Source organism: Curvibacter sp. GW821-FHT09D12, from assembly GCF_059416245.1.
Genome location: NZ_JBWKOU010000011.1, coordinates 128,274 through 149,484 on the forward strand (window position 1 = coordinate 128,274; position 21,211 = coordinate 149,484).

The window sequence follows — 21,211 nt, forward strand, 5'->3', positions numbered from 1 at the left end:
GGAATCGACCACAACGTCTCCCCCCCTCTCTGCCGCGTTCCCCCCCCACGCTGGAACCTCGCACCTACCCGCTCAACCGCCCCACGCCGGCCAAGCTGGCGGCGCTGCGGCAGTCGGCCAGCCACCTGGACAAGCCTTTCCAGCGGGTGCCGATCAATGTCACGTTCGAAGATCGGGTCAACCCCTTTGGCGTGACCCAGCCCGCCTGCAACGATTGCGGCGACTGCACCAGCGGCTGCAACGTGGGGGCCAAGAACACGGTGCAGATGAATTACCTGCCCGACGCCGAACGCCACGGCGCCAGCCTGTTCACCGGTGTGAGCGTGAGCCATGTCAGCCGCGAGGGCTCCCGGTGGCGCGTGCACTACCGCGCCACCGCCCAGCCGGAGAGCCCGCTGTCCAGCGTGCTGGCCGACGTGGTGGTGCTGGGGGCCGGCAGCCTGGGCTCGACCGAGATCCTGCTGCGCTCGCGCGAACAGGGCCTGCCCCTGTCGGGCCGGTTGGGGGCCTCGTTTTCAGGCAACGGCGATGTGCTGGGCCTGGCCTATGACGCGGGCTGGTCGCCCCAGGCCGCCGAGGCGGCGCAGGCCAATGCCCTGGCAGACGGCCAGCCGAGCACCGACGAGGACACCCCGCCTGAACCTGCCGTGGCCGATGTGCCCGGCCTCCACGGCGTGGGCCTGGGCCTGCGCAAGCCGGTCGAAGGCGCGCTGCCCGGCCCCTGCATCACCGGCGTGATCGACCTGCGCCAGGAGCCCGATCCCAAAGACCGGCTGGTCATCGAAGAAGGTGTAATCCCCGGCGCCCTGGCCCTGGCGCTGGCGCCAGCACTGTTCTTTGCCTCGGCCCAACTCAATACTGCGTTTGAGTACGGGGCGGAGGATGGCAAACGCAAGCTGCTCGATGCCAAGGCCATCGGCGATGCCGTCCAGCAAGACCCCGGCCAACTCGCTGACATGGCCTACCGCGGCGCGGTGGACCGTACCCAGACCTTTCTGGTGATGAGCCTGGACGATGCCCAAGGCCAGCTGCAGCTCAGCAACGACCGGCTTCGCATCGACTGGCCCCATGCCGGGCGCTCGGCCGTGATCGAGCGCGACAACCAGTGGCTGCGCCGCGCCAGCGAAGGCATTCAGGGCCAATTCATCGCCAACCCCTTGTGGACCGAGGGCATGGGCCAGAAGCTGGTCACGGTGCACCCCCTGGGCGGCTGTGCCATGGGCGACGACGCAGCCCACGGCGTGGTCAACCACCAATGCCAGGTCTTTGCCGGGCCGCACGGTGACGCCGTGCACGAGGGGCTGTATGTGTGCGATGGCGCGGTGATCCCGGCCGCCGTGGGCGTCAACCCCCTGCTGACCATCACTGCCGTGGCCGAACGCGCCTGCCAACGCCTGGCCGATCAGCGGGGCTGGAGCATCCAGTGGGGAGAGCCCCCAGCCGCCTCTGCTCCAGCCAGCCCGACGGCCAGCCACACGGCAGCGACGCCCGACAGCCTCTGGGGGCGCCTGAAAGCCGCCTGGGAAGAAGAGCTCCAAGCCGCCGAGCACGCACTGCAGCAAGCCGGCCAGAGCCTGATCCACGAGCTGATCCAGCCGCTGGAAGACGGGGTGCTGGACTGGGCCAAGGCCGAAGGCGCGGCCGTGTTGAAAACCGCGATCGCGCGCTATCCGCAACTGCTGAGCCCCGCCTTCTCGTTCTCCGAACGCATGGCCGGATGGGTCAGCACCGAAGCCCTGACACAAAGCGCCCCGGGGGGCCAGCGTCACGACTTCGAAAATGCCCACGCCTGGGGGCGCCGCCGCGGACAGGCCCTGAGCCTGGATCTGCGGGTGCACACACAGGACTTGCATCGGCTCAACAGCCACCCAGATCACCCCGCCGACCTGGACGGCCTGGTGCATTGCGCCGCCCTCGACCCGGAGCCCATGGCGATCCGCCAGGGGCGCTTTGAACTGCTTCGCACCGATGCACAGCAGGTGGAGACCTGGCTCATGGTGTACGACATGACGCTGGAGCGCACGCAAGGACGCGGCCCACTCCACCTGCGCGGCCACAAGCGACTGCACCAGAGCGCCACCTCATCGAGCTGGCAAGACCTGACCACGCTGTATGTGGAGGTGCATGACCAGCAGGGTGGCCCCCTGTTGGCCCAGGGCATCGCCACGCTGGCGCTGGACGACCTGCTCAAACAGCTCACCACCTTGAAACTGGAGGCCGTCACGCCCCTGGCTCGACAGATGCAGGCCCACCAGCCGGGGCTGCTGGACACCATCCACCTGCTCTACCTGGAGCAGTTCGCGGGCTTCTTCGGCATGACCGTGTTCCAGGCCTATGGGGGCCTGCTGGCCTGCCTCAACGACTTTCCGGGCAAGGCCCTGCCTCAATGGGCCGGCCGGCCCCTCAAGGCACCGGCCCCGGTGACCCGCAGCGTGCCGCTGGACGACGGCTTTTCGATCCGGCTCACCCGTTACCCCGGCCGCAAGGGCCCGGTGATCCTGGCGCCGGGCTTCTCGATCCGGGCCTCGTCATTTGCCACCGACACGGTGGACGAGAACCTGGTCGAGGCCCTGTGCCGTGACGGATTTGACGTGTGGCTGCTCGACTACCGGGGCAGCATCGACTCGGGCAGCCCGCTCAAGCCCTACACCATCAGTGACATCGCCCGCCATGACTGGCCTGCCGCCGTGCGCCATGTATTGGCCCAGACAGGGCAGCCCGACCTGCAGGTGATCGCGCACTGCGTGGGCTCGATGACCTTGCTGATGGCCTTGCTGCAGGGCATGCCCGGGGTTCGGTCGGTGATCGCCTCGCAGCTCACGCTGCACCCGATCACCAACTGGCTCAACGACCTGAAAAGCGAGCTCGGCGTGTCGCGTCTACTGCAGCAAATGCCCGAGTTCAACGGCCATGTGGACTTCGTGCCGGGCGACAGCGACTTTGATCGGCAGCTGGACGCCGTGCTCTGGGGCGTGCCCGTGCCCGAAGGCGAGGCCTGCAAGAACCCGGTGTGCCGCCGTCTGTTTGCCATCATGGGCCCTTCGTACCGGCACGATCAGCTCAACCACGCCACCCACACCGCCATGGCCCGCATGGTGGGGCCGGTGTCGCTGCGGCCCTTTGACCAATTGAGCCTGATCATGCAAAAAGGCCACGTCGTGGACCCGCTGGGCCACGAGCACGACCTGAGCCCCGAGCGGGCCCGCCACCTCGCCCTGCCCATCCACTTCATCGCAGGGGCGCGCAACCAGTTGTTCCTGCCAGAGACCAGCCTGCGCACCCTGGCCTGGCTGAGGCAGCACAACGACCCAGGCCTTTACAGCCGCCAGCTCTTCAAGGACTACGCCCACATGGACCTGTTCATCGGCAAGAACGCCGCCACCGAGGTTTACCCGCAACTGATCGAGGTGCTGAACCGGCACGCCTGAAACCCGCTGAGAACATGTACGCCGGTCACTTCGCCATCGGCCTGGCCCTGCAAAGCCAAGCCCCGCGCCAGCCCGCCTGGCCCATTGTGCTGGGCGTGGGCCTGCTGGACCTGATCAACGGCCTGTTCATCGTGCTGGGTTGGGATCGGGTCAGCCCCAACCCGGGCGCCGGCCCTTACCTGTACTTTGACCTGCGCTTCATCGACTGGGACCATTCGCTGCTGGCCGCCGGACTCTGGTCCGCGGGCTGGGGCTTGCTGTGTTGGCGCCAAAGCCGGGCCCTGGCCGCCTGGGGCGTGCTGGCGGCGCTGTCGCACCTGGTGGCCGACTGGCCCGTGCACAACCACGACCTGGCCTGGTACCCATTCTCAGCCCAGCACGTGGGGGCATCGCTTTGGGCACGCCTGGGCACCGGGGCTTGGTGGCTTGAGGGCGCACTGGTGCTGGGCCTGCTGGGGCTGGCCTGGCAACAAGCCCGCCGGCGCGGCGCCGACTGGCGCTGGCCCTGTGCCGTGGTGGCCGCGCTGTGGCTGGGCTTGAACCCCTGGCTGTCCCCGATGCGATGGATGACCGCGTGGCCTGAGCCCTGGGCGCACATCGGCCATGGCACGCTGGTGGCGCTGGGCTTTCTGCTGCCCGGCCTGCTGACGATCCGCTTGCTGGCCCGCGCCCCTGGGCGGCCCGGCCAGCACCTGGAAAAATTCACTTGATTTGCATTTAATGACACTTTAGCCATGCTTCAATCGAGCGCTTTGGCTTTGTAGTTTCCGTGCATTTCATGTCTCCGATGGCGCCTTGGCTGCGCCGCTTTGTCGCTTGCGCCGCCGTCAGTACCGCGTTCCTTGCCCCTCATAGCCCCGCCTGGAGCGCCATTCCGGGTCAGGCCCTGCCCACTCGCTTTGCCGAGTGTCCCCAGTTTTTTGCCGGTGGCCACCCGCCACAGGTTCCTGCTGCCCCAGGCTTGAGAGAGCTTTGTTACGAGGCATTTGCCGTTCTGCACAGCGGCGAATCCCGCACCCCGGTGTTTGTGGCCGAGCGCCTGAACCGCAAGCGCATCGAAGATGCCGATGAAAAGCGGGCCGACAAGTTTTTTGCCGATGCCCGCCTGCCACGCAGCGAGCGTGCGGAACTGGAAGACTACAAAGGCTCGGGCTATTCGCGCGGGCACATGGCCCCGGCGGGTGACATGCCCACGCCCACCGCCATGGCACAGAGTTTTTCTCTGGCCAACATGGTGCCGCAGAACAGCCAGAACAACAGCGGCCCCTGGGCCAAGATCGAGAAAGACACCCGCCGCTACGCCTTGCGTGCCCAAGGCGATGTGTTCGTGATCACCGGCCCCGTGTTCGAACGTGGCAGTGAACGCATCGGCCCACATGGCGTGCGGGTCCCCACCTACCTGTACAAGCTGGTGTATGACGCCCATACCGGCAAGGCCTGGGCCCATTGGCAGCGCAACCAGGCAGGCGAACGCGTTTCGGCCCCCATCAGCTACGCTGAACTGGTGCGCCGCACCGGCATTGAGTTTCTGGGTTCGCCCCAGTAAAAAACAGGCAGCAAAGCACGCCCAGCGTCGTGCAACCGCTCGCCCTGCCCCAAATGACCTGCGCCGATCATGGCGCCGTCGCATCCAACCGCCCTTGCATGGCGCACTGAAAGTCGGGCTGCAGCACTCATTGCAGGTCTGCGAGCTGCACCCTGGCCCCGCCGATGGCGCAGGTCGGAGACGGGCTGGGCTGGCGGGGCACCTTCGACAGCGGCTTGCCCCCGGCCCCGCCACGCGCCGACTGCCACGGCAAATCCGCTCGGCAGACAAAATCGCCGCTCAGCGAGGTGTTCAGAATCAAGGCTTGGTCGTCCTTGAAAATCATTCACGCATGACCGCCGAACACCCAGATTGACTCATCAATATTCACATGCCTGCCTTCACAGGCACAGGCCCCTTTCCAGCCGAATTTCACAAAACCTCATGGAATAATTCAAATGAGCCCCCACGGACATGATTCAAACAATAGGTGATTGACATTCTGAATCAGGCGGTTTAATCAGGCTCGCCAACCCCAAAAACCGGTTCTGGTGCAGACAGTCAAACGTCTTTGTTCGTCTCAGAAAATTCTCTTCGATGGCCACACCGGTGGTGGCCCTTGTTCATATTTATTTCATGAAGCCAGGTGCAGCACAACGCACTGCGCAGCCCAACTTCTGGAGCCTGAATTGAAAAACAAGCCTGTGAAGCATTTGTTGATGATGACTTTTGTTCTTGTCACTTCAGTCGGTCATGTGAACGCTGGCGTCATGATGTCACCTCAAGCCAGCACGCGGACCCATGAACAAAACTACAAAGACATGGTGCTGGCAAACTGCATAGCAACCGCCTACACCAACGAAAATAATGCGGCAATGGATGCCGGGAGCACTGTCAGCGCATTGAAAGACTGGACCTCGTACGATTTGGGGAAAAGCCCAACCGCAGTCAGTTCTCTTATCAAGTCTTATTTGGCACGGGATTATCAAAACCCCCTGGCGGAATCAGAACTCAAGGGTGTCCGATTCGACCTGCTGAAATGCCTGGATCTGTACCACAGCAAAGAATTGGAATCACTGGTCAAGCGGGTGGTGATTGACCCATGGCGCAGCGATCGTCAAGCGGATCCAACGCCGCCAAAGGTCCGATGAGCGATGAAACGCGTCAAAAAACACCGTGCCGGACCTTGTCAGGCGCCCGAAGCTGACAACGACGTCCGCCAGCTCAAAGCGCAGCGCCACCGGCCACCAGGCGCTCGCGCAAGGCCTGCCGCACCTGCGGCCACTCGTCATCGATGATGCTGAAGCGCACCGAGTTGCGCTTGCGCCCGTCGGGCATGATGCGCTCGTGCCGCACGATGCCCTCCTGCACCGCGCCCAGCCGCAGGATGGCGGCGCGCGAGCGCTGGTTGATCTCGTCGGTGGTCAGTTGCACACGCACGCATTGCATCACCTCGAAGGCGTGGCGCAGCAGCAGGTACTTGGCCTCGGTGTTGGCGAAGCTGCGCTGCCAGCGTGCCGCCAGCCAGGTGGCGCCGATCTCCAGCTTGCGGTGGCGTCGGTGAATCTTCCAGAAGCGCGTGGTGCCGATCAGCTCGCCGGTGTCGACCAACTCAGTGGCAAACGGCATCACGGTGCCGGCCTCGCGTCCGGCCAGGGCCTCGCCCAGGTAGGTGTGCACTGTGCTGGCTGAAGGCACCACGGTGAAGGGCAATTGCCACAGCTCGCCATCGGCCGCGGCCTTCAGCAGTGCTGGGGCATCGTCAGCCTGCAAAGGCCGCAGGCGGATGCGTGGCCCCTGCAGGGTGGCCAGCAGGTCGAAGGGGTCGGGCGCCCGCAGCGGCGCTGCCGGACCTGTTGAAGTCGAAGTCGGCGTGGGGTTCATGGCCGCTGATTCTGCCCTGTCTGCCTTTGGTGCCGAGCCCCCGACGCCTGGCCCGCTAAGATGGGCGCCCTTCCGGGCCATGCCCCGGCCCCGTCTTTCCCTGGCCACGGCCAACCCCCATCCCATGCAAGCCCTGCTCGACACCATCGCCACCCTGGACATGCCCTCAGACGCCCAACGCCTGTTCCATGGCCGGGGTGGCCGCTACCCAGGCTGCGAGCAATGGACGCTGGATGCCTACCCGCCGGTGTGGGTGGTGACCAGCTTTCTGCCGGTGTCAGAGGATGAGCTGGACGCCTTGCAGGCCGCGTTGCAGGCGCGTTGGGAGCAGATTGCCCCTGGCCAAGCGCTGAACTGGGTGTTTCAGCAACGCCTGGAGGGCCGGGCCGAGACCCGATTGATGGCGGGCAGCGTGCCCGAACCGCATGTAGTGACCGAGAGCGGCGCGCAGTACCGGGTGCATGTGCTCAAGGGCCAAAACCACGGGCTGTTTCTGGACATGGCTGAAGGTCGGCGCTGGGTACGCGAACACCTGCTGGCCCACCCGCACCCCAATGGCTTGCGTGCGCCCAAGGTGTTGAACCTGTTTGCCTACACCTGCGCGTTTTCGGTGGTGGCCCTGCAGGCAGGCGCGCGCCAGGTGGTGAACGTGGACATGAGTGCCGGGGCGATCGCCATCGGCCAGCAAAACCACCGCCTCAACGGGCTGGACACCGGGGCCAGTTTTTTGGCCCACGACATCTTCAGCACCTGGGGCAAGATCAACCGGGCGGGGCCGTATGACCTGATCATCGTCGACCCGCCCACCCACCAGAAGGGCAGCTTCGTGGCCACCAAGGATTACGCCCGCTTGATGCGCCGGTTGCCCGATCTGCTGGCCCCCGAGGGCCGAGCCCTGCTGTGCCTGAACTCACCTACCCTGGGCTTGAGTTTTCTGCAGGACCCGATGCGCGAACTGGCACCCAGCCTGGTCTTTGAACAGCGGGTGCCGAACCCGGCCGTGTTTGCCGACTGCAATGAAGACCGCTCGCTGAAAGTGCTGGTGTACCGGGTCGCGGCGGCAGGAGCCCCTGAAGATGCCCCGGTCTCTACCGCGCCCGCAGCCGTCACGCAGCCGGGGTAAAGGCGCACCGAAAGTGGGTCGGAACGCGTCGAGCCCCTTGGAAAATGGAAAACCCCAGGCCAAACGAACTCAGGTGGTGCTAAATTGCAGACAAGGTCGTCGAAATTAGCGACTGCCGGTCTATCCAAAGCCCCTCATCCAGAGCTTCCATGCCGCATTCCCCGGAACTGCACACCGACACTCTGGACGCCCTGCCCACCCCCGCCGTGGTAGCGGTGTCAGGCCAGATTGTTCATGCCAACCCTGCCTGCCTGGCCTTGCTGGAGGCCGAACAGGCCGATCAGGTGCTGGGGCGTACCTACAGCGACTTCACCCACCCAGTGGATCGGGTACGGGCCAGGCGCCGCGTCCAGGCCTTGAGCCAGGGCCAACCCCTGGGCCAGCGCAACCTCAGCACCCACTACCGCATGCAAACCTGCTGCGGCAACACCCGCATGGTGTTGCTGGCCAGCGCCAAGGTGCTGTGGCAGGGCCAACCGGCACTGCTGGTCAGCGGCATCGATATGACCCACCTGGACCGCCTGCAGCACGAGATGCAGGAGAGCGAACGCAACTACCGGCGGTTGTTCGAGAAAATGCAAGACGTGTACTACCGCACCGATGCCCTGGGGGTGGTACAGCACGTGGGCCCGGGGGTGCGCCGCGTGCTGGGCTATGAACCGCATGAGATCGAAGGCCGCACCGCCGAGTCCTACTACCCCCAGAGCAAGGACCGGGACGCCTTCAAGGTCGCCATCCAGGCCCATGGCGAGGTGTCGGATTTTCCGGGCCAGATGGTGCGCCGCGATGGGCAGGTGATCGACATTTCGATCAGCAGCCACGCCCTTTACGACCAGCACGGGGCCTTTGCCGGTGTCGAGGGCATCTACCGCGACGTGACCCAACGCAAGAACCTGGAGCGCGAACTGCACCGGCTGGCCAGCACCGACATGCTGACCGGCCTGAGCAACCGCCGGGTGCTGCTGGAAGCCGCCGAATCGCTGTTCCTGGCCAGCGCCAGGCAGGACGGCCCAGGCGCCCCCCTGCCACCCGCTTTGCTGATCCTCGATCTGGATCACTTCAAGGCCATCAATGACCGGCATGGCCACCTGGAGGGCGACCGTGCACTGATCGAATTTGCCGCGGTGGTGCGCGCCGAATTGCGCAGCAGCGATGTCGTCGGACGCATGGGCGGCGAAGAATTTGCCGTGTTGCTGCCCGACACCCGGGGCGCCGAAGCCGAGGCCATCGCCCAACGCATTCTTCAGCAATTGCGCCGCCGGCAGCTCTGGAGCGACGGCGACCCGTCGCGGCGCGGCATGACCGCCAGCATCGGCGTGGCCACCCGCCTGCCCAGCGACCGCCACCTGCGCGACTGGCTGGACCGTGCCGACAAGGCGCTGTACCAGGCCAAGCACCAGGGGCGCGACCGGGTGGTGAGGGCCGCCTGAGGCGCAGGGGCTCGCCATCGGCAGGCCAGTGGGGCCGAAAAGGCCGGCACGCGCCCCCGTGCCCTCAAGAACTTGTTTTTTTGCTGGCCTGCATCCAAAAAGGAAGGGCTTGCGTATCAGCGTGGGAGCCTGGTGCTGCCTGCAGGCCAAAGACTCGGCTTGACAACATAAAGCTTGACCGGATGGTCCTATTTCAGGCACCTGGGCAAGCACCCTCGTGTGCCTGGGCAGCACACGGGTCAGAGAAAACGCGCCATGAAGACCCTGGGCGGGGGAAGCTTTAGCTGCAATGGAATTTCCTGAAAACGATCCGGAAGAGGACGATTCGGTGCTGGAGGTGCTGGACGAGGCGGTGAACCCCACGCGGGCACCGCAGGCAGACCCAGCCCGCACCGATGAGGCCCATGAATCAAACCTGATGGCCGCGCTGGTGACGCGGGTCATGCGGCAGGACGAAGCGGCCTTGGCCGAGCTTTACAAGCGCCTGGTGAGCCGCGTCTACTCCACTGCGCTTCACCTGACGCGCAACCCGGCCTTGGCCGAGGAGGTGACAGAAACCGCTTTCTGGCAGGTCTGGCGCCAGGCGCCGCGCTTCGACCCCGCGCGCGGCACTGTGACGGCCTGGGTGCTCAACATCACCCGATCACGCGCCCTGGATGCCTTGCGCGCCCTGCGCAGAACAGCCGGCCATGAAGGACATCAGGACCCGCAGGACGAGTCTCGCGCCCTGGCCAGCGACGCCCGGGACGATCCCCTGGACCTGCTGGCGCTGGCCCAGGACGGCACGCGCCTGCATGAAGCCTTGCTGCAACTCGACCCCATGCGACGCCAGTTGATCGCGCTCGCGTATTTCCGTGACATGACCCAGGAGCAGATCGCGGCCCATGTCCAGATGCCCCTGGGCACGGTCAAATCCCACATGAGACGCACCCTGTCCATCCTGAGAGTGGCGCTGGACCCAACACCAAAACGGAGGCCCCTGCGATGAAGCCGCGCGACAATCCAGCCTCTGAGAACCATCGCATCGACAGAACCATGCCCTCCAAGCCCTTGCCATGGCCCGGTGAGTTCGCCGCCCAACTGCGCGAACAGCCCCCCCCTCCAGCGTTGAGGGAGGCCATCGCGGCGCGCCTGAGCGCCCGAGCCCTGGCCAGTGCCCAGGCACACAAGGCATTCAAGGTGACGCGGCGCGAAGAGGGTTGCTGGCAGGCGCGGGGCCCGGGCGCCAAAGCACGCACCCTCTACGAAAGCACCCAGTTCTGCGTTGAGTTCGTGCAATTGGCCAGCGGCGCCGAGATGCCCTGGAACGACCATGACCACGGGCAGGAAATACTGCTGCTGCAAGGCGAGCTGCTGTGGCAAGGCACGCCCATGCCCCCCATGGCCTACGGTGTGCGAGGCCTGTCCGTCACGCCGGTCGTGGCCGGACCGGACGGCGCCCACGCCTATGTGCGCCGATTGCGGGTTGATCCCACAGCGCTGGCTCATGCCGAATCGCGCTGGTGGCAGCAAGCCATGGGCCAACGCGTCAACGATGCCCTGGCGGGCGCCTGGACGGGCCATGCCCAAGGCATGCAGGTGCGCCCCCTGGCACAGAGCGGGGACGTGGCGTCGATGCTGATCCGCCTGGCCCCCGGCGGCGTGGCCCCCGATCACGACCACCCCATTCCCGAAGACTGCATGATGATCGAAGGTGAGCTGTTCCTGGGCGACATCCTGCTGCGCGCCCTGGACTACCAACTGGCCCCCACCGAGGCACCCCATTGCAGCATCAGCAGTGACACGGGCGCCCTCTTCTTTGTGCACGGCACCCTGTCGGCCTGAAGCCCCCCTTCTCAGCCGGCGGGCTCAAGGGCGCGGCAGGCGCAACACAGGGTCCAGCGCGCCATGGAAGAAGAACAGGGCCCCAACATCGCTGAGCTCACCAAAATGACCGCCGCCGGCCGGAGCCAGTTGGTAGTCACCCGCACGCAACAGGATGTCCCCAAGGAACATCTCGCCCTCCAGCACCAGGCAGTCCTCATCCAACGCATGCAGATGGTCCTGGACGCCGGCACCCGGTTCAAAGCGAACCAGCATCGAGACCACCTGGGCATCCCCGCTGAGCAGGCAGACCGTCACCCCTGGGCCGCTGCTGATCCAGGCGCTCAAGCCGGGCTCCACCTGAGTCTGGGGCGCCAGCGCCCGCTGCCACCAACGGGCTTCCAGGGCCGGCAATTGCCCGACCGGCACACGCAAATGCCGCACATAGGCCAGCGTGTCCCCCTGGGCCAGCAAGGGCATGGCAGCCATGGAGGGCACGGCTGGCGCTGCCCCAGGCCACTGGCGGACCCGGTAGCTGTAATCGGTGCCAGCGCCGCTGCCCGATGCGCTGGCCCAGCCACCTTGCAGCAGCAAGACCTCCTGCGCCAGAACCCCGTCTGGCCATGCCAAGGCCTGGCCATGCCGCAGGCGCAACAACTCAACACGAAAAAGCCTGTCTTCGCGAAGCAGACTGACCCCGCTCGCCAGGTCACCGGCGTGCCAGGCCGTGACACCCCGGCGCACGGTCAAGTAATCGCTGTGGGCGGCCACGCTGCGCTGCACCCGCCCCATCAGGCGTTGCATGACCCGCTCGTACCGGATCGAAGACAGGCTCAGCCCATCGGCCCTCGCAGCCACGAACGGCCCATCGTCCATCGGTGCAGGATCTTTGTCTTTTTGGCTCATTGGGAAGCGCTCAGAGGATGCACCAACAGGGGCTTGGCGACGGGGTCCAGCGCAGCGCTGGCCCCCGGGGTTGTTCGCTCAGACAGCAGACGCCGCGTGCCCGAACGCGAAGGAAGGTGGAACGCCGCCACCCGCAGGGACAAATGCTCGGCCAGCGACTGCAACCGCCCCGCCGCGGTGGCCGTCCCCATCGATTGAGCCGAACCCTGCGCCGTGGCCGCGGTCAGTTGCTGCAACCTGGCATCCACATCGGCGGTGGCCTGGGCCTGGGTGGACGACTGGATCGTCAGGGCCTGCAAGGTCTCCTGCATGCGCTGGGCATTGGCGGCCAGGGCGTTCATCTTGAGGGCCGTCTGCTCGCCGATGGCCACACTCTGGGCCACCCGGGCCAGATTGCCTGAGAGCAATCGCTGGATGTTGTGCGCCGCCGCCGCAGATTGCACCGCCAGTTCCCGCACCTCACCCGCCACCACGGCAAAGCCCCGGCCGCTGGTCCCGGCCCGCGCGGCCTCGACGGCCGCATTGAGGGCCAACAAGTTGGTGCGGAACGCAATGTCGTTGATGAGGTCAGTGATGTCGCGCATGGTGCCGGAGGACACCCTCAGCTCGGCCATCACAGCCAACCACTGCTGCACCGAATCGAGCCCGGCCCGGGCGGCTTGGGCGTTCTCGCGGGTCAGCTCAGCGGCCTGCGCCAACCCGCGCCCTGCCTGCTGCACCGACACGCTGAGCGCGTGCGTGGATTCAGAGGCCTCGCCGATCTGCTGGTCCGCCTTCTCATTCAGGGCCCGCAGGGCTTGCGCATCACCGCTCAGTTGCACCGTGGCCCCCAGCACCTCTGCGCTGGCACCCCGGACCTCGCACACGATCGTCGCGATCGCCTGCTGCATCTGCCCCAGCTGCTTGACCAGATCGGCCACCTCGTCGCGGCCCCAGGCCTGGGGCGCCTGCGTGAGGTCGCCATCAGCCAGCCGTTGCATCTGCGCAGCCAGCAAGCCCATGCCCCCGGCACTGACCCGGCTGAATGAAACAAACAGGTAGGCCGCCAAGGCCAGGCTCAAGCCCAGCAACCACAAGACGGCGTCGCGCCGCATCGCCAGCGACAGCTCGCGCGCCGCCAGCGTGGCCTCCAGGGCATCCAGGCCCTTGACCAACAGGCGCTGTTGCCCCTGGTCCAGCGCCTGAGCCACCCGCTCAAACGCCGCTGCATCGCCCGACAAGGCCGGCCCCAGGAACTGGCGGCGTGCCATTCCGCGCAGTTCTGCAGCGGCAGGCCAGGCTGGCGCATCCGGCAGGGCGAGGGCCCCATCCTCCTGGGCCTGGGTGAAGGCATTGAGCAGAGCCTGGTCCAGGTACTCGATGACAGGCAATTGATCCGCCACGATGCGTTGTTGTGGCGCCTGGAGTTGCCCCGTGCGCAACACCCAGCCACCGAGCGTGCGCACTTGCTGGGCCTTTTCCTGCAAAGGGGGCAACACCTGCAGAGTGCCACGCACCAGACTCTGACCCGCCAGGCTGGGATCCTGCGCCAGACGGGAGGCATCCAGCGCCCCTTGCAACAGCAGCAGCCCATCCGCCGCCACCTGGGACAGTCGCTCAAACGCATCCATTGGGTCGGCTTGCTCGGGCGCGGGGGCGCGCCGGTCTGCAGCCTCCTCAGCCTGCACCACGGTAGGCCCTGCACCAGGCAAGGTGGTCGGCAATTCCGCCAGCAAGGGCGACAGTACCGCGGGCAAGGCCTGCCCTGCCAGCGCGGCTCGGGCGTCGGCATAACGGCGAGGGGCCTGTTGCACAGACACCTGGCGCGAGGGGTCGGGCAGCAGAATGCCCAGGCGCAGATCCTGCACGGCCTGGACCAGCGTCAGCGTGAGGCGCGCCTGATCGAGCCCAAGCCGCTCGGACCGGACGTGCCCCAGGCCCTGAACCACCGCGCTGAGATAGGCCACCGCCAACACGCCCAGTGGCAGCAAAAAGGCCAGGCTGATCAAGACCGCCCGGGCACGGAAACGCAGGCGCCGAAAGGCCCGCACGCCGGGGGCCCAGAGGCCATGGTGCGCAAAGAAGCCTGTGCTGCCTGGCCCAGAGTTCATGGTGCCACCACGATGCGCATTTTCATGTTGGGGTGAATGCCGCAGATGACATCGACCACCCCGGCCTGCTCAAAGGAGACGCTGCGCTGAGCCCCCTTGGGCAGGGTGCCCAGGTCAAAGCTCTTGGTCTCCGACGACGACAACACGCTGTGGCTGAAAGCGTCTTCGTTGCTGAAGCGCACACTGTCGCCCACGCGGATCTTGAGTTCGGTCGGTGCAAAAGCCCGGCCACGCTGCACGGCCAGGTACTCCTCGGCGTGGGCGGCACCCAGGCCAGACAGGATCAGGGCGGCAAAGAAGACAGATTTCATGTGAGGGCTCCGGAGATCAGAAAACAGGGTTGAACTGATCTGCCTACGCCCCACACCCCCACGCGGATGCACCAAGCCGGGGACGCTGGTGGGGTCTTTGCAGGCCGTCGGCCTGCGAGCCCGCCAGCGACACGCCAGGACGCCCGCCCCGGGCTTGTCGCGATAGCCCTTGGAGGGATGCCGTGATGGTGAGGGCGCCACCGTGCAGCAAAAAAGCCCCCAAGGCAGAACCGCCTTGGGGGCAACGGGGGCTGTGCCCATCCTCGGAGAAACGGCTGGTGGTGGTGGGCCCGCCAGGGATGGGACACGGTCTGGCGAAACCGCGCCCCGGACAAGGAGACGACTCAGGGCGAGCGGGTGGCGCCGGTTCGTGCACTCACCGCTTCCGAGCCCAGGTACTCGATGATCAGGCGCCGGTCCTCGGCCGATCGCACGCTGTAGTTCATGCGCTGACCGGGGATCAAGGCCTCTGGGTTGCTCAGCCACTGGTCCAGGGTTTTGGCGGACCACACCACGCTGCTGGCGCGCAGCGCCGGCGAGTACCCGAAGTCGGGCACCTGGCCGGCCTGCCGGCCGATCAAGTTGCGGTGCAGGGGCCCCACCCGGTTGGCATCGACAGCGTGGCAGCCACCGCAACGTGCCTCGTACAACGTGCGCCCCTGGATCAGCTCATTGGCCGGCACGGGCCCGGCATGGCTGGCCGCACACACGCCCAGCAAGGCCCAGGCGGCGCCGGCATGCAGCCGCCTGAGCCGGTTCAGGGCCGGGCTCATTGGGTGATGATGTCCCGGTGCATGGGGGCGAGCCGCGCCAGCATCTGGTTCTGCGCCGAGAAGGGGATGGCACGCGCATCCATGGCCTTTTGCAGGTCTTCGACCAGGGCATTGAAGTTGCCCTTGCTCACGCCCATGTCAGCATGAACCGCAGCCATGTCGGCCCCTTGGTACTGGCAGGGGCCCCCGGCCACCTGGCACAGCTGCTCGGTGAGCTGGTGCTTGAGGTGGTCAAGGTTCGTGTTCTTGAACTTGTCGGCAATGCGCGGGTCGGCCGCCAGCCGATTGACAAAATCGTCCATCAACTGGGTCAGCCCGGCTTTCTCGCCAAAGGCCTTGTACAGGGCGGCCGGGTCACTGGCCATCGAGGTGCCGGCGGCGGCGGGGGTGGAGGCCATTGTCTGGGCCATCAGGGGCGCGGCAACGGCGATGCACAAGGCAGCGGCCGTCAGGGCGATGCATTTTTTCATGGTGATACTCACAGGGATTGGGTTGGCTGGGGTTCAGGCAGGCAGCAAAGCCCGCCTCAGAACGCGATCTGGGTGGACAGGAACAGGCCGCTTTGACGCCGGTTGGCGGTCACGCCCGGGACCACCTGCCCCAGGTCGACATAGGCCGCCGTGATCGAGACGTTCTTGCTCGGGGCCCAGGCCACGAACAGGTCTTTCCAGTTGTCCTGGTGCAGGGCGTTGCCCAGGCCTGCGGCCCGTCCCAGCGCCTCCAGGTTGTTGGGCATGAAGCGGTACTCAGCCCCCACCACCACGTTCTTGCTCAGCAGGTAGGCCGCCGAGAACTCGGGCTGCAGGCTGCGGCTGTCACGACCGGGCGCCGCCGAGCCAAAGCCCAGCAGGCCGCCCTGGTTGGCATTGGTGTAACGCAGCGTGGCATTGAGCAAGATGCCTTGCGCCAGGAACAGCTTGGTGGCCGAGGCATACAGGTCGGTGCCGGTGGTCTTGGCATGCAGAAAATCGAGCACCGGGCGGATGGTGCCGGCATTGGTGCTTTTGTATTCCATGCCCACGGCGATCTGCGGCATCAGCGAATCGCTGTCGAGCACCGCATCGCCTGCCACCCGCACCTTGGCGCCTACAACGGTCATCTTGATGTGCTGGCCGTTGGCCACACTGAAGCCCAGGCCGTTGAGGGCCACCGCCGGGGAGGCATTGAAGTCCTGCTCGCCCACCGAAAGCTCCAGGCGCTCGTGAAAACCGAGGGCGGCGCCATAGCTGGTCAGCCCGTAGTCCTGGGTTTTCAGGCGACTGACACTGACAGTGCCCCCCACCTCACCCGCGGTGGCATTGCTGCCAATCACGGCCCAGGGTGTGATGCCGCCGCCTGCCGGCCCTTCGACCGTCGACACCCCGCCGGTCAACAACAGCTTGCCGGTATCGGCCCAGGCCTGCCCGGTGCCCAGCGCGCTCACAGCGAGCAGGGTCAGGGAACAGATCAATCCACTTTGCTTTTTCATCGATGCGATCTCCATCCAGGTTGAACACGGCGCATGCCCCATGCGCCCTTGCCCACCTAGTACGGACCACATCGCGGATTGGATTCAAACCCCAACAAAAAAAACGGCCAGCGGATCCGATCAGATCAGCTTGCGCACCAAAGGCCCCTTGAAGAGGATCGGGCCTTGCGGGCCGCCGGCTTCAGGCACGCCGCCAGCCACCTCCAGGCTGAGTGCCAGCAAAGCAGCCCCCTGCACCTGGGTGGCGGCCGCGGTCAGCACCTTGCCTGCGTCACCCGTACCCAGCACGCCCAGCGAGCGCGGTGCCCCCTGCGCCGGCACGGCCCAGAGTTGCAGTGAGCGCCCGACCGGCACCGGCTGGCCCGCCAGATCCTGCAGGCGCAGCTGCAGCGTGCCCTGCGAGCGCTCACCCTGCCACGAGGCCAGCCAGGCGGGCTGGTTGTCCGCATCCAGCAACAGGGCCAGGGTCTCTTGGGCCTGGCCTGCCGTGCCCGCCGGTGCCCGGGCCTGGGTGGAGGCGTCGGTGAGCGCTTGCCAAGGTTGCCACCAGGCCAGCAAGGCCAGCGACAGCGCCGCTGCGCTGGCGCCTTGCCAAACCCAAAGCTGGCGCCACCAAGGCAGTTGAAGCCTATCACGCCGCGGCCCCGCCTTGGCCTGGCTGCGCGCCGCCACCAGGCGGCTGGCCTCACGCTCCAGGTGCAGGGCGATCTCGATGCGTTTCCAGACGACGTCTGGCGCCGCCGCCGGGGGCTGCAACTCAGTGAGGCCCGCCAGGCGCTCCTGCCAGTCACGGATCGCCTGGCGCACGGGCGCCTGCTTGCGGGCCAGGGCCTCAAAGCGGCGCCGGGCCGCGGCGGGCATGGTGCCCAGGCCGTAGTCGGCAGCCAGGCGCTGCAACAGGATCTTGTTCTGGACAAGGTTCATGCCAGGCCCCTTTCAGTGGTCGGTGCGGCCCGCATCAATTGAAGGCCCCCATGCACAGCCGCAACTGCTCCAGGCCGCGGCGGATCCAGCTCTTGATGGTGCCCAGCGGCAACTTGAGTTGCTCGGCCAGATCACCGTGGCTGAGCTCGCGCAGATAGGCCAGGCTCAAGACCTCACGCTGCGGGCCCTTGAGTTGCGCCAGGCAACGGTGCAGCGCCTGTGCCTGTTGGCTGGCATCGGCGCATTGCACCGGATCAGGTGAGTCGCCCTCCAGCGTGTCCTCGGCCAGTTCATCGAGCGGGTCGGTCAGTGGCACGCGCTCGCTGGTTCGGCGACGCAGAAGATCCAAGCCCCGGCTGCGCACGATCAACCCCATCCAGGCCAGCGGCGGGCTGAGGCTGGCCCGGTAATCGACGGCCGATCGCCAGATGCTGAGGTAGCTCTCCTGCAGCACATCCTCAGCCAGTTCGCCAGCCCGCACGATGCGCAGGGCCAGGCCATAGAAGCGGCCTGAGGTCAGGTCGTACAGCTGCTTGAGCGCCGCCTCATCGCCCTGGGCCACACGGCCGAGCAGGTCGGTGAGCAAGGCTTGGTGGTTGTCGTCTGGGATCGTCATGTCGTGGGTTGGGATCAAGGCCGGTACGGCCATCTGTGCCGGCCTGGCTCAGGCATCTTAGCGAAGGGTGGCCAGGTAGGCGATCAGGTCTTGCCGGGCCTTCGGATCGGCCACCTGCTCATCCATGGCCTGCCCCGGCACCAGGGCTTCGGGGTCGCGCAGCCAGGCGTCCAGGGTTTGGCGGGTCCACACCAGGCCGCTGGCGCGCAAGGCGGGCGAGTATTCAAAGCCGGGCACCGTACCGGCACGTCGGCCCAGCACCCCGCGGTGCAGCGGGCCGGCGTCATTGGCATCGACCGTGTGGCAAGCCGCACAGCGCTCCTGGTACAGGGCCTGCCCCCGCAGGGCCGAGCCCGCCAGCGGCCCGCTGGGCGATTCGCCAGCCCGCGGGCCCGCAGCGCTGTCGGCCCTGGCGGTGGCCAGGCCCAAGGCCAAACTGACGCACCCGACCCCACACGCGAGCACCAGCGCGCACCGCGTGACGGCACCCAGCTTGTTCAGGGACTGCAGCCGCATGCCCTCAGGCGCCGAAACTCAGCGCCTGCGTTGGCAAGGCCTTGCCCAGCGCCTGCACCAGCACGGTGTAGTGCATGGTTTCGTCGGCGGCCAGGCGCGCCGCCACCTTGGCCAGATCGCGGTTGCCCAGCGAGGGCAGCACGCCCAGGTAGGCATTGGTGGCACCCAGCTCCAGGCGGGCGGCCAGTTCCAGCACGTCGGCCTGGGTCTTCAATGTGTTGGCCTTGAGGGCCATGGCGTAGTCGTCCATCTTCTTTTCAGCCACCGGGCTGCCACCCAGCTTCTGGATGGTGGCCGCCAGGGCATCGCGGTGGGCCTTATGGTGGCTCTGGAACAGCACGGCCACATCGAGCACCGGCTTTTGCAACAGGCCGCTGCCGGCACCCAGTTGGTAGGCGTTGATGGCCTCGTGCTCCAGGCCCAGGGCCACGTTGAGGATCTGCACGTCCTTCGAGGTATCGCCCATGGCGCCTTGGGCCAGGGCTTCGCGGCCGCCCAGCAGGGCCACGGCCACAGCGGACAAGGTGGCGCCCGTGCCTAGGAATTGACGGCGCGCAGTGGTTTGACGGATGAGGTTCATGGGGGTGTCCTGTTGAAATGAGTTGGCTGAGGCAACAGACATCGTTGGCCTCTGCTCTGGGTACGCAGGCCCTGAAGCCAGTGGATGCATGTCCCGGATCCGCGCTCGGGTATTGCACGAACTGCCTGGGCCGCGCACCGACGCCATTGGCAGCGCCATCAGCGACGTTTGGCCACCACGCTGAGTTGCCGCGCGAGCATCAAGGGCTGGGCGCCAAGCACCACGGAGGCCGGCGCCAGTTCGGCCACTTCGTCGGCCTGCCAGAGCTTCACGACAGCCGGCCCGGCCGGCAGGTCATCGAGCACGGCCACGCCATCCGCCCCAGTCACCGCCACCCAAGGGGTTTCGGCCACCACCACGTAGCCGCGCATGGACGAGTGCAGAAAGCACCCAAGCAAGGTCACACCGGGCTTGTCAAACACCACCTCGCTGCTGGCCACAGGCTTGTTGTCCACCCAGCCCGCCAGGCGAAACTGAAAGCCCACCGCATCGAGCATCTGGGCGAGGCCCCCCAGCGTGCCCCGCACGTGGTGGTCCCAGCGGTCCTGGTTGGTGAACACCACCCGGGTTCCGGGCTGAACCACCGTGACACGGGGCACAAACTTCATCTTGCTCTGGTGGATCGTGACCTGGCCCGGCGCCGCCACACGGGGCACCGCGCCCGCTGCGGTCTGCACCTCGACCACCGCATCGGGCACCGGCTGGCCGTCGCGATCGGTCACTTTGAATTGCAAGGAGGCGGCGCAGACCAAGGCGGGCAGTGCGGCCGCCGACAGGGCGACCAGAGAAAAGCGGAGCAGTTTCATGGGGCAAGGCTTCAGGTGTCAAAGGCGTTCGATCCGGCTCGGCCGCAGGCCGAGACAGGGCTTGTCAGACGCCTGTACGCAGCGGGATGCAGCTTGGATGCAGCCGGCTGTGAAAAAAAGCCAAAAAATTTCAAAGCCCAGGCGACAGCGACACGATCTCGACCCCGCCCTGCATCAGCGGTCGCACCAGGATCTGGTAGCCATCGGCATCAAAGCCCGCGGCCTGCCGGGTGAAGCGGGCCACCTCGGCCGCCGTGGCGGCACTGCCCAGGTAGCACCAGTTGTTCACCCCATGCACCTGGGTGAAATCCCCGCTGCGCTCAACCAGGCCCACCGGCCCCGGATAGGGCCAGCAGACCACCTGGACCTGGCGCAGCGCGTCCAGCAGGCGGGCATCGTGCGCCTCGGCCGGTTCGTCACCCCCGCACACGCCGGCGCACTGCTTGAGCGCGGCCCTGAAGCAAGCCCGGCCTGGCGGCAACTTCTCCAAGCCCAGGTGGGCATAGCACAGTCGGTGCTCATCGGCCACCTGCCGCAGGCGCTCGATGGCGGCATGCCGGCTGCCAAACAAGCCGAACAGATCCCGGGCCTGAGCAAAGTCCACGTCTTTGGAATACACCAGCTGCAACTGGCCGCCCTGCCACTGCCAGGCGCACAACTGCCGGTTGCGCCGCAGCTTCTGGTTGAGCAGCGGGTGCAGCGTCTTGATCATCTGCGCCTCCAGCAACTGGGCCCCGATGTCGCCCGCCGTGCAGATGTGGCTGATGCGCCGGGTCTGGCGCAGCAAGCGGTCCTCGTCGGGGTTGCGCAGGTGCGAGAGCACGCGCTGGCGCAAGTTGACGCTCTTGCCGATGTACAGCGGCATGGCCGGGTCATCGCCATGGAACACATACACCCCGGGCGCGGCGGGCAGGTCGGCGATGCCGGCCTTCAGGTGGGCGGGGTAGACGAACTCGGTCGTGGGGGCGAAGTCGGCACGGCGGCGGCGAGGGAGTTGCATGGCGCGTCAGCACTGAATCAGGACACAG

22 protein-coding genes are annotated in these 21,211 nt (G+C 66.6%); 8 read left to right on the forward strand and 14 right to left on the reverse strand.

Going from position 1 to position 21,211, the window contains the following annotated elements:
• Positions 1–146 precede the first annotated feature (146 nt).
• From AC07PT_RS18505 to AC07PT_RS18515, 3 genes are all read left to right on the forward strand, one after another.
• Positions 147–3,428, forward strand: a complete 3,282-nt coding sequence (locus tag AC07PT_RS18505) for an alpha/beta fold hydrolase (protein ID WP_494657655.1) — start codon at positions 147–149, stop codon at positions 3,426–3,428.
• 14 nt (positions 3,429–3,442) lie between these two features.
• Positions 3,443–4,138 (forward strand): hypothetical protein, encoded by a 696-nt coding sequence (locus AC07PT_RS18510; protein WP_494657656.1) that lies wholly within the window; start codon positions 3,443–3,445, stop codon positions 4,136–4,138.
• Between the two features lie 77 nt (positions 4,139–4,215).
• Positions 4,216–4,974 carry a DNA/RNA non-specific endonuclease gene (locus tag AC07PT_RS18515; protein WP_494657700.1) on the forward strand — a complete coding sequence of 253 codons (759 nt, stop codon included), beginning with the start codon at positions 4,216–4,218 and terminating at the stop codon, positions 4,972–4,974.
• Positions 4,975–5,101: 127 nt separating this feature from the next.
• On the opposite strand, the gene AC07PT_RS18520 is transcribed toward AC07PT_RS18515, so the two are convergent.
• Positions 5,102–5,299 carry a hypothetical protein gene (locus AC07PT_RS18520; RefSeq protein ID WP_494657657.1) on the reverse strand — a complete coding sequence of 66 codons (198 nt, stop codon included), beginning with the start codon at positions 5,297–5,299 and terminating at the stop codon, positions 5,102–5,104.
• A gap of 343 nt (positions 5,300–5,642) precedes the next feature.
• Here AC07PT_RS18520 and AC07PT_RS18525 point away from each other — a divergent pair, with 343 nt between their 5' ends.
• The gene (locus AC07PT_RS18525) at positions 5,643–6,104 is read left to right on the forward strand and encodes a type VI secretion system amidase immunity protein Tai4 (RefSeq protein WP_494657658.1); all 462 of its coding nucleotides are present in this window, start codon (positions 5,643–5,645) and stop codon (positions 6,102–6,104) included.
• Between the two features lie 73 nt (positions 6,105–6,177).
• On the opposite strand, the gene AC07PT_RS18530 is transcribed toward AC07PT_RS18525, so the two are convergent.
• A complete protein-coding gene (locus AC07PT_RS18530; RefSeq protein ID WP_492345797.1) occupies positions 6,178–6,837 on the reverse strand; it encodes a GNAT family N-acetyltransferase in 660 nt (219 codons plus the stop codon).
• A 124-nt stretch (positions 6,838–6,961) separates the two neighbouring features.
• Between AC07PT_RS18530 and AC07PT_RS18535 the strand changes: the two genes are divergently transcribed.
• From AC07PT_RS18535 to AC07PT_RS18550, 4 genes are all read left to right on the forward strand, one after another.
• Positions 6,962–7,960: a class I SAM-dependent methyltransferase gene (locus tag AC07PT_RS18535; protein WP_492346160.1), complete on the forward strand. Its 999-nt coding sequence runs from the start codon at positions 6,962–6,964 to the stop codon at positions 7,958–7,960.
• Between the two features lie 149 nt (positions 7,961–8,109).
• Positions 8,110–9,390 (forward strand): diguanylate cyclase, encoded by a 1,281-nt coding sequence (locus AC07PT_RS18540; RefSeq protein WP_492345798.1) that lies wholly within the window; start codon positions 8,110–8,112, stop codon positions 9,388–9,390.
• Positions 9,391–9,679: 289 nt separating this feature from the next.
• Complete coding sequence (locus AC07PT_RS18545) at positions 9,680–10,378, forward strand: RNA polymerase sigma factor (protein WP_494657659.1); 699 nt, start codon at positions 9,680–9,682, stop codon at positions 10,376–10,378.
• A 47-nt stretch (positions 10,379–10,425) separates the two neighbouring features.
• A complete protein-coding gene (locus AC07PT_RS18550; RefSeq protein WP_494657660.1) occupies positions 10,426–11,214 on the forward strand; it encodes a cupin domain-containing protein in 789 nt (262 codons plus the stop codon).
• Between the two features lie 24 nt (positions 11,215–11,238).
• Here the strand turns inward: AC07PT_RS18550 and AC07PT_RS18555 are convergent, their stop codons facing one another.
• The 12 genes from AC07PT_RS18555 to cho all read right to left on the reverse strand — a co-directional run bounded on the left by AC07PT_RS18555 (position 11,239) and on the right by cho (position 21,183).
• Positions 11,239–12,099 (reverse strand): cupin domain-containing protein, encoded by an 861-nt coding sequence (locus tag AC07PT_RS18555; protein WP_494657661.1) that lies wholly within the window; start codon positions 12,097–12,099, stop codon positions 11,239–11,241.
• Entirely contained in the window at positions 12,096–14,189 is a 2,094-nt protein-coding gene (locus AC07PT_RS18560) for a methyl-accepting chemotaxis protein (protein WP_494657662.1), read from the reverse strand. Before AC07PT_RS18560 ends, AC07PT_RS18555 begins: the two co-directional genes overlap by 4 nt.
• Positions 14,186–14,500 carry a cupredoxin domain-containing protein gene (locus tag AC07PT_RS18565; RefSeq protein WP_494657663.1) on the reverse strand — a complete coding sequence of 105 codons (315 nt, stop codon included), beginning with the start codon at positions 14,498–14,500 and terminating at the stop codon, positions 14,186–14,188. The genes AC07PT_RS18560 and AC07PT_RS18565 overlap by 4 nt, the downstream gene beginning before the upstream one ends.
• Positions 14,501–14,844: 344 nt before the next feature.
• Complete coding sequence (locus AC07PT_RS18570) at positions 14,845–15,273, reverse strand: c-type cytochrome (protein WP_492345804.1); 429 nt, start codon at positions 15,271–15,273, stop codon at positions 14,845–14,847.
• Positions 15,270–15,743 carry a group I truncated hemoglobin gene (locus AC07PT_RS18575; RefSeq protein WP_492345805.1) on the reverse strand — a complete coding sequence of 158 codons (474 nt, stop codon included), beginning with the start codon at positions 15,741–15,743 and terminating at the stop codon, positions 15,270–15,272. The genes AC07PT_RS18570 and AC07PT_RS18575 overlap by 4 nt, the downstream gene beginning before the upstream one ends.
• A 56-nt stretch (positions 15,744–15,799) precedes the next feature.
• A complete protein-coding gene (locus AC07PT_RS18580; RefSeq protein ID WP_492345806.1) occupies positions 15,800–16,741 on the reverse strand; it encodes a DUF3034 family protein in 942 nt (313 codons plus the stop codon).
• Between the two features lie 120 nt (positions 16,742–16,861).
• The gene (locus AC07PT_RS18585) at positions 16,862–17,665 is read right to left on the reverse strand and encodes an anti-sigma factor (RefSeq protein ID WP_494657664.1); all 804 of its coding nucleotides are present in this window, start codon (positions 17,663–17,665) and stop codon (positions 16,862–16,864) included.
• 34 nt (positions 17,666–17,699) lie between these two features.
• Positions 17,700–18,281 carry an RNA polymerase sigma factor gene (locus AC07PT_RS18590; protein ID WP_494657665.1) on the reverse strand — a complete coding sequence of 194 codons (582 nt, stop codon included), beginning with the start codon at positions 18,279–18,281 and terminating at the stop codon, positions 17,700–17,702.
• A 57-nt stretch (positions 18,282–18,338) separates the two neighbouring features.
• Positions 18,339–18,797 (reverse strand): c-type cytochrome, encoded by a 459-nt coding sequence (locus tag AC07PT_RS18595; protein WP_494657666.1) that lies wholly within the window; start codon positions 18,795–18,797, stop codon positions 18,339–18,341.
• Positions 18,798–18,801: 4 nt separating this feature from the next.
• The gene (locus AC07PT_RS18600; RefSeq protein ID WP_492345810.1) at positions 18,802–19,377 is read right to left on the reverse strand and encodes a ferritin-like domain-containing protein; all 576 of its coding nucleotides are present in this window, start codon (positions 19,375–19,377) and stop codon (positions 18,802–18,804) included.
• Positions 19,378–19,535: 158 nt separating this feature from the next.
• Complete coding sequence (locus tag AC07PT_RS18605; protein ID WP_494657667.1) at positions 19,536–20,183, reverse strand: cupredoxin domain-containing protein; 648 nt, start codon at positions 20,181–20,183, stop codon at positions 19,536–19,538.
• Between the two features lie 130 nt (positions 20,184–20,313).
• The gene (gene cho, locus AC07PT_RS18610; protein ID WP_494657668.1) at positions 20,314–21,183 is read right to left on the reverse strand and encodes an excinuclease Cho; all 870 of its coding nucleotides are present in this window, start codon (positions 21,181–21,183) and stop codon (positions 20,314–20,316) included.
• Positions 21,184–21,211: the final 28 nt, after the last annotated feature.

What these genes read in the sequence shown, in the direction of transcription:
- AC07PT_RS18510 (WP_494657656.1), top strand. Translation starts at nt 3,443, where the DNA reads ATGTACGCCGGTCACTTCGCCATCGGCCTGGCCCTGCAAAGCCAAGCC.
- AC07PT_RS18515 (WP_494657700.1), top strand. Translation starts at nt 4,216, where the DNA reads ATGGCGCCTTGGCTGCGCCGCTTTGTCGCTTGCGCCGCCGTCAGTACC.
- AC07PT_RS18520 (WP_494657657.1), bottom strand. Translation starts at nt 5,299, where the DNA reads ATGATTTTCAAGGACGACCAAGCCTTGATTCTGAACACCTCGCTGAGC.
- AC07PT_RS18530 (WP_492345797.1), bottom strand. Translation starts at nt 6,837, where the DNA reads ATGAACCCCACGCCGACTTCGACTTCAACAGGTCCGGCAGCGCCGCTG.
- AC07PT_RS18535 (WP_492346160.1), top strand. Translation starts at nt 6,962, where the DNA reads ATGCAAGCCCTGCTCGACACCATCGCCACCCTGGACATGCCCTCAGAC.
- AC07PT_RS18540 (WP_492345798.1), top strand. Translation starts at nt 8,110, where the DNA reads ATGCCGCATTCCCCGGAACTGCACACCGACACTCTGGACGCCCTGCCC.
- AC07PT_RS18545 (WP_494657659.1), top strand. Translation starts at nt 9,680, where the DNA reads ATGGAATTTCCTGAAAACGATCCGGAAGAGGACGATTCGGTGCTGGAG.
- AC07PT_RS18550 (WP_494657660.1), top strand. Translation starts at nt 10,426, where the DNA reads ATGCCCTCCAAGCCCTTGCCATGGCCCGGTGAGTTCGCCGCCCAACTG.
- AC07PT_RS18555 (WP_494657661.1), bottom strand. Translation starts at nt 12,099, where the DNA reads ATGAGCCAAAAAGACAAAGATCCTGCACCGATGGACGATGGGCCGTTC.
- AC07PT_RS18560 (WP_494657662.1), bottom strand. Translation starts at nt 14,189, where the DNA reads ATGAACTCTGGGCCAGGCAGCACAGGCTTCTTTGCGCACCATGGCCTC.
- AC07PT_RS18565 (WP_494657663.1), bottom strand. Translation starts at nt 14,500, where the DNA reads ATGAAATCTGTCTTCTTTGCCGCCCTGATCCTGTCTGGCCTGGGTGCC.
- AC07PT_RS18570 (WP_492345804.1), bottom strand. Translation starts at nt 15,273, where the DNA reads ATGAGCCCGGCCCTGAACCGGCTCAGGCGGCTGCATGCCGGCGCCGCC.
- AC07PT_RS18575 (WP_492345805.1), bottom strand. Translation starts at nt 15,743, where the DNA reads ATGAAAAAATGCATCGCCCTGACGGCCGCTGCCTTGTGCATCGCCGTT.
- AC07PT_RS18580 (WP_492345806.1), bottom strand. Translation starts at nt 16,741, where the DNA reads ATGAAAAAGCAAAGTGGATTGATCTGTTCCCTGACCCTGCTCGCTGTG.
- AC07PT_RS18585 (WP_494657664.1), bottom strand. Translation starts at nt 17,665, where the DNA reads ATGAACCTTGTCCAGAACAAGATCCTGTTGCAGCGCCTGGCTGCCGAC.
- AC07PT_RS18590 (WP_494657665.1), bottom strand. Translation starts at nt 18,281, where the DNA reads ATGACGATCCCAGACGACAACCACCAAGCCTTGCTCACCGACCTGCTC.
- AC07PT_RS18595 (WP_494657666.1), bottom strand. Translation starts at nt 18,797, where the DNA reads ATGCGGCTGCAGTCCCTGAACAAGCTGGGTGCCGTCACGCGGTGCGCG.
- AC07PT_RS18600 (WP_492345810.1), bottom strand. Translation starts at nt 19,377, where the DNA reads ATGAACCTCATCCGTCAAACCACTGCGCGCCGTCAATTCCTAGGCACG.
- AC07PT_RS18605 (WP_494657667.1), bottom strand. Translation starts at nt 20,183, where the DNA reads ATGAAACTGCTCCGCTTTTCTCTGGTCGCCCTGTCGGCGGCCGCACTG.
- cho (WP_494657668.1), bottom strand. Translation starts at nt 21,183, where the DNA reads ATGCAACTCCCTCGCCGCCGCCGTGCCGACTTCGCCCCCACGACCGAG.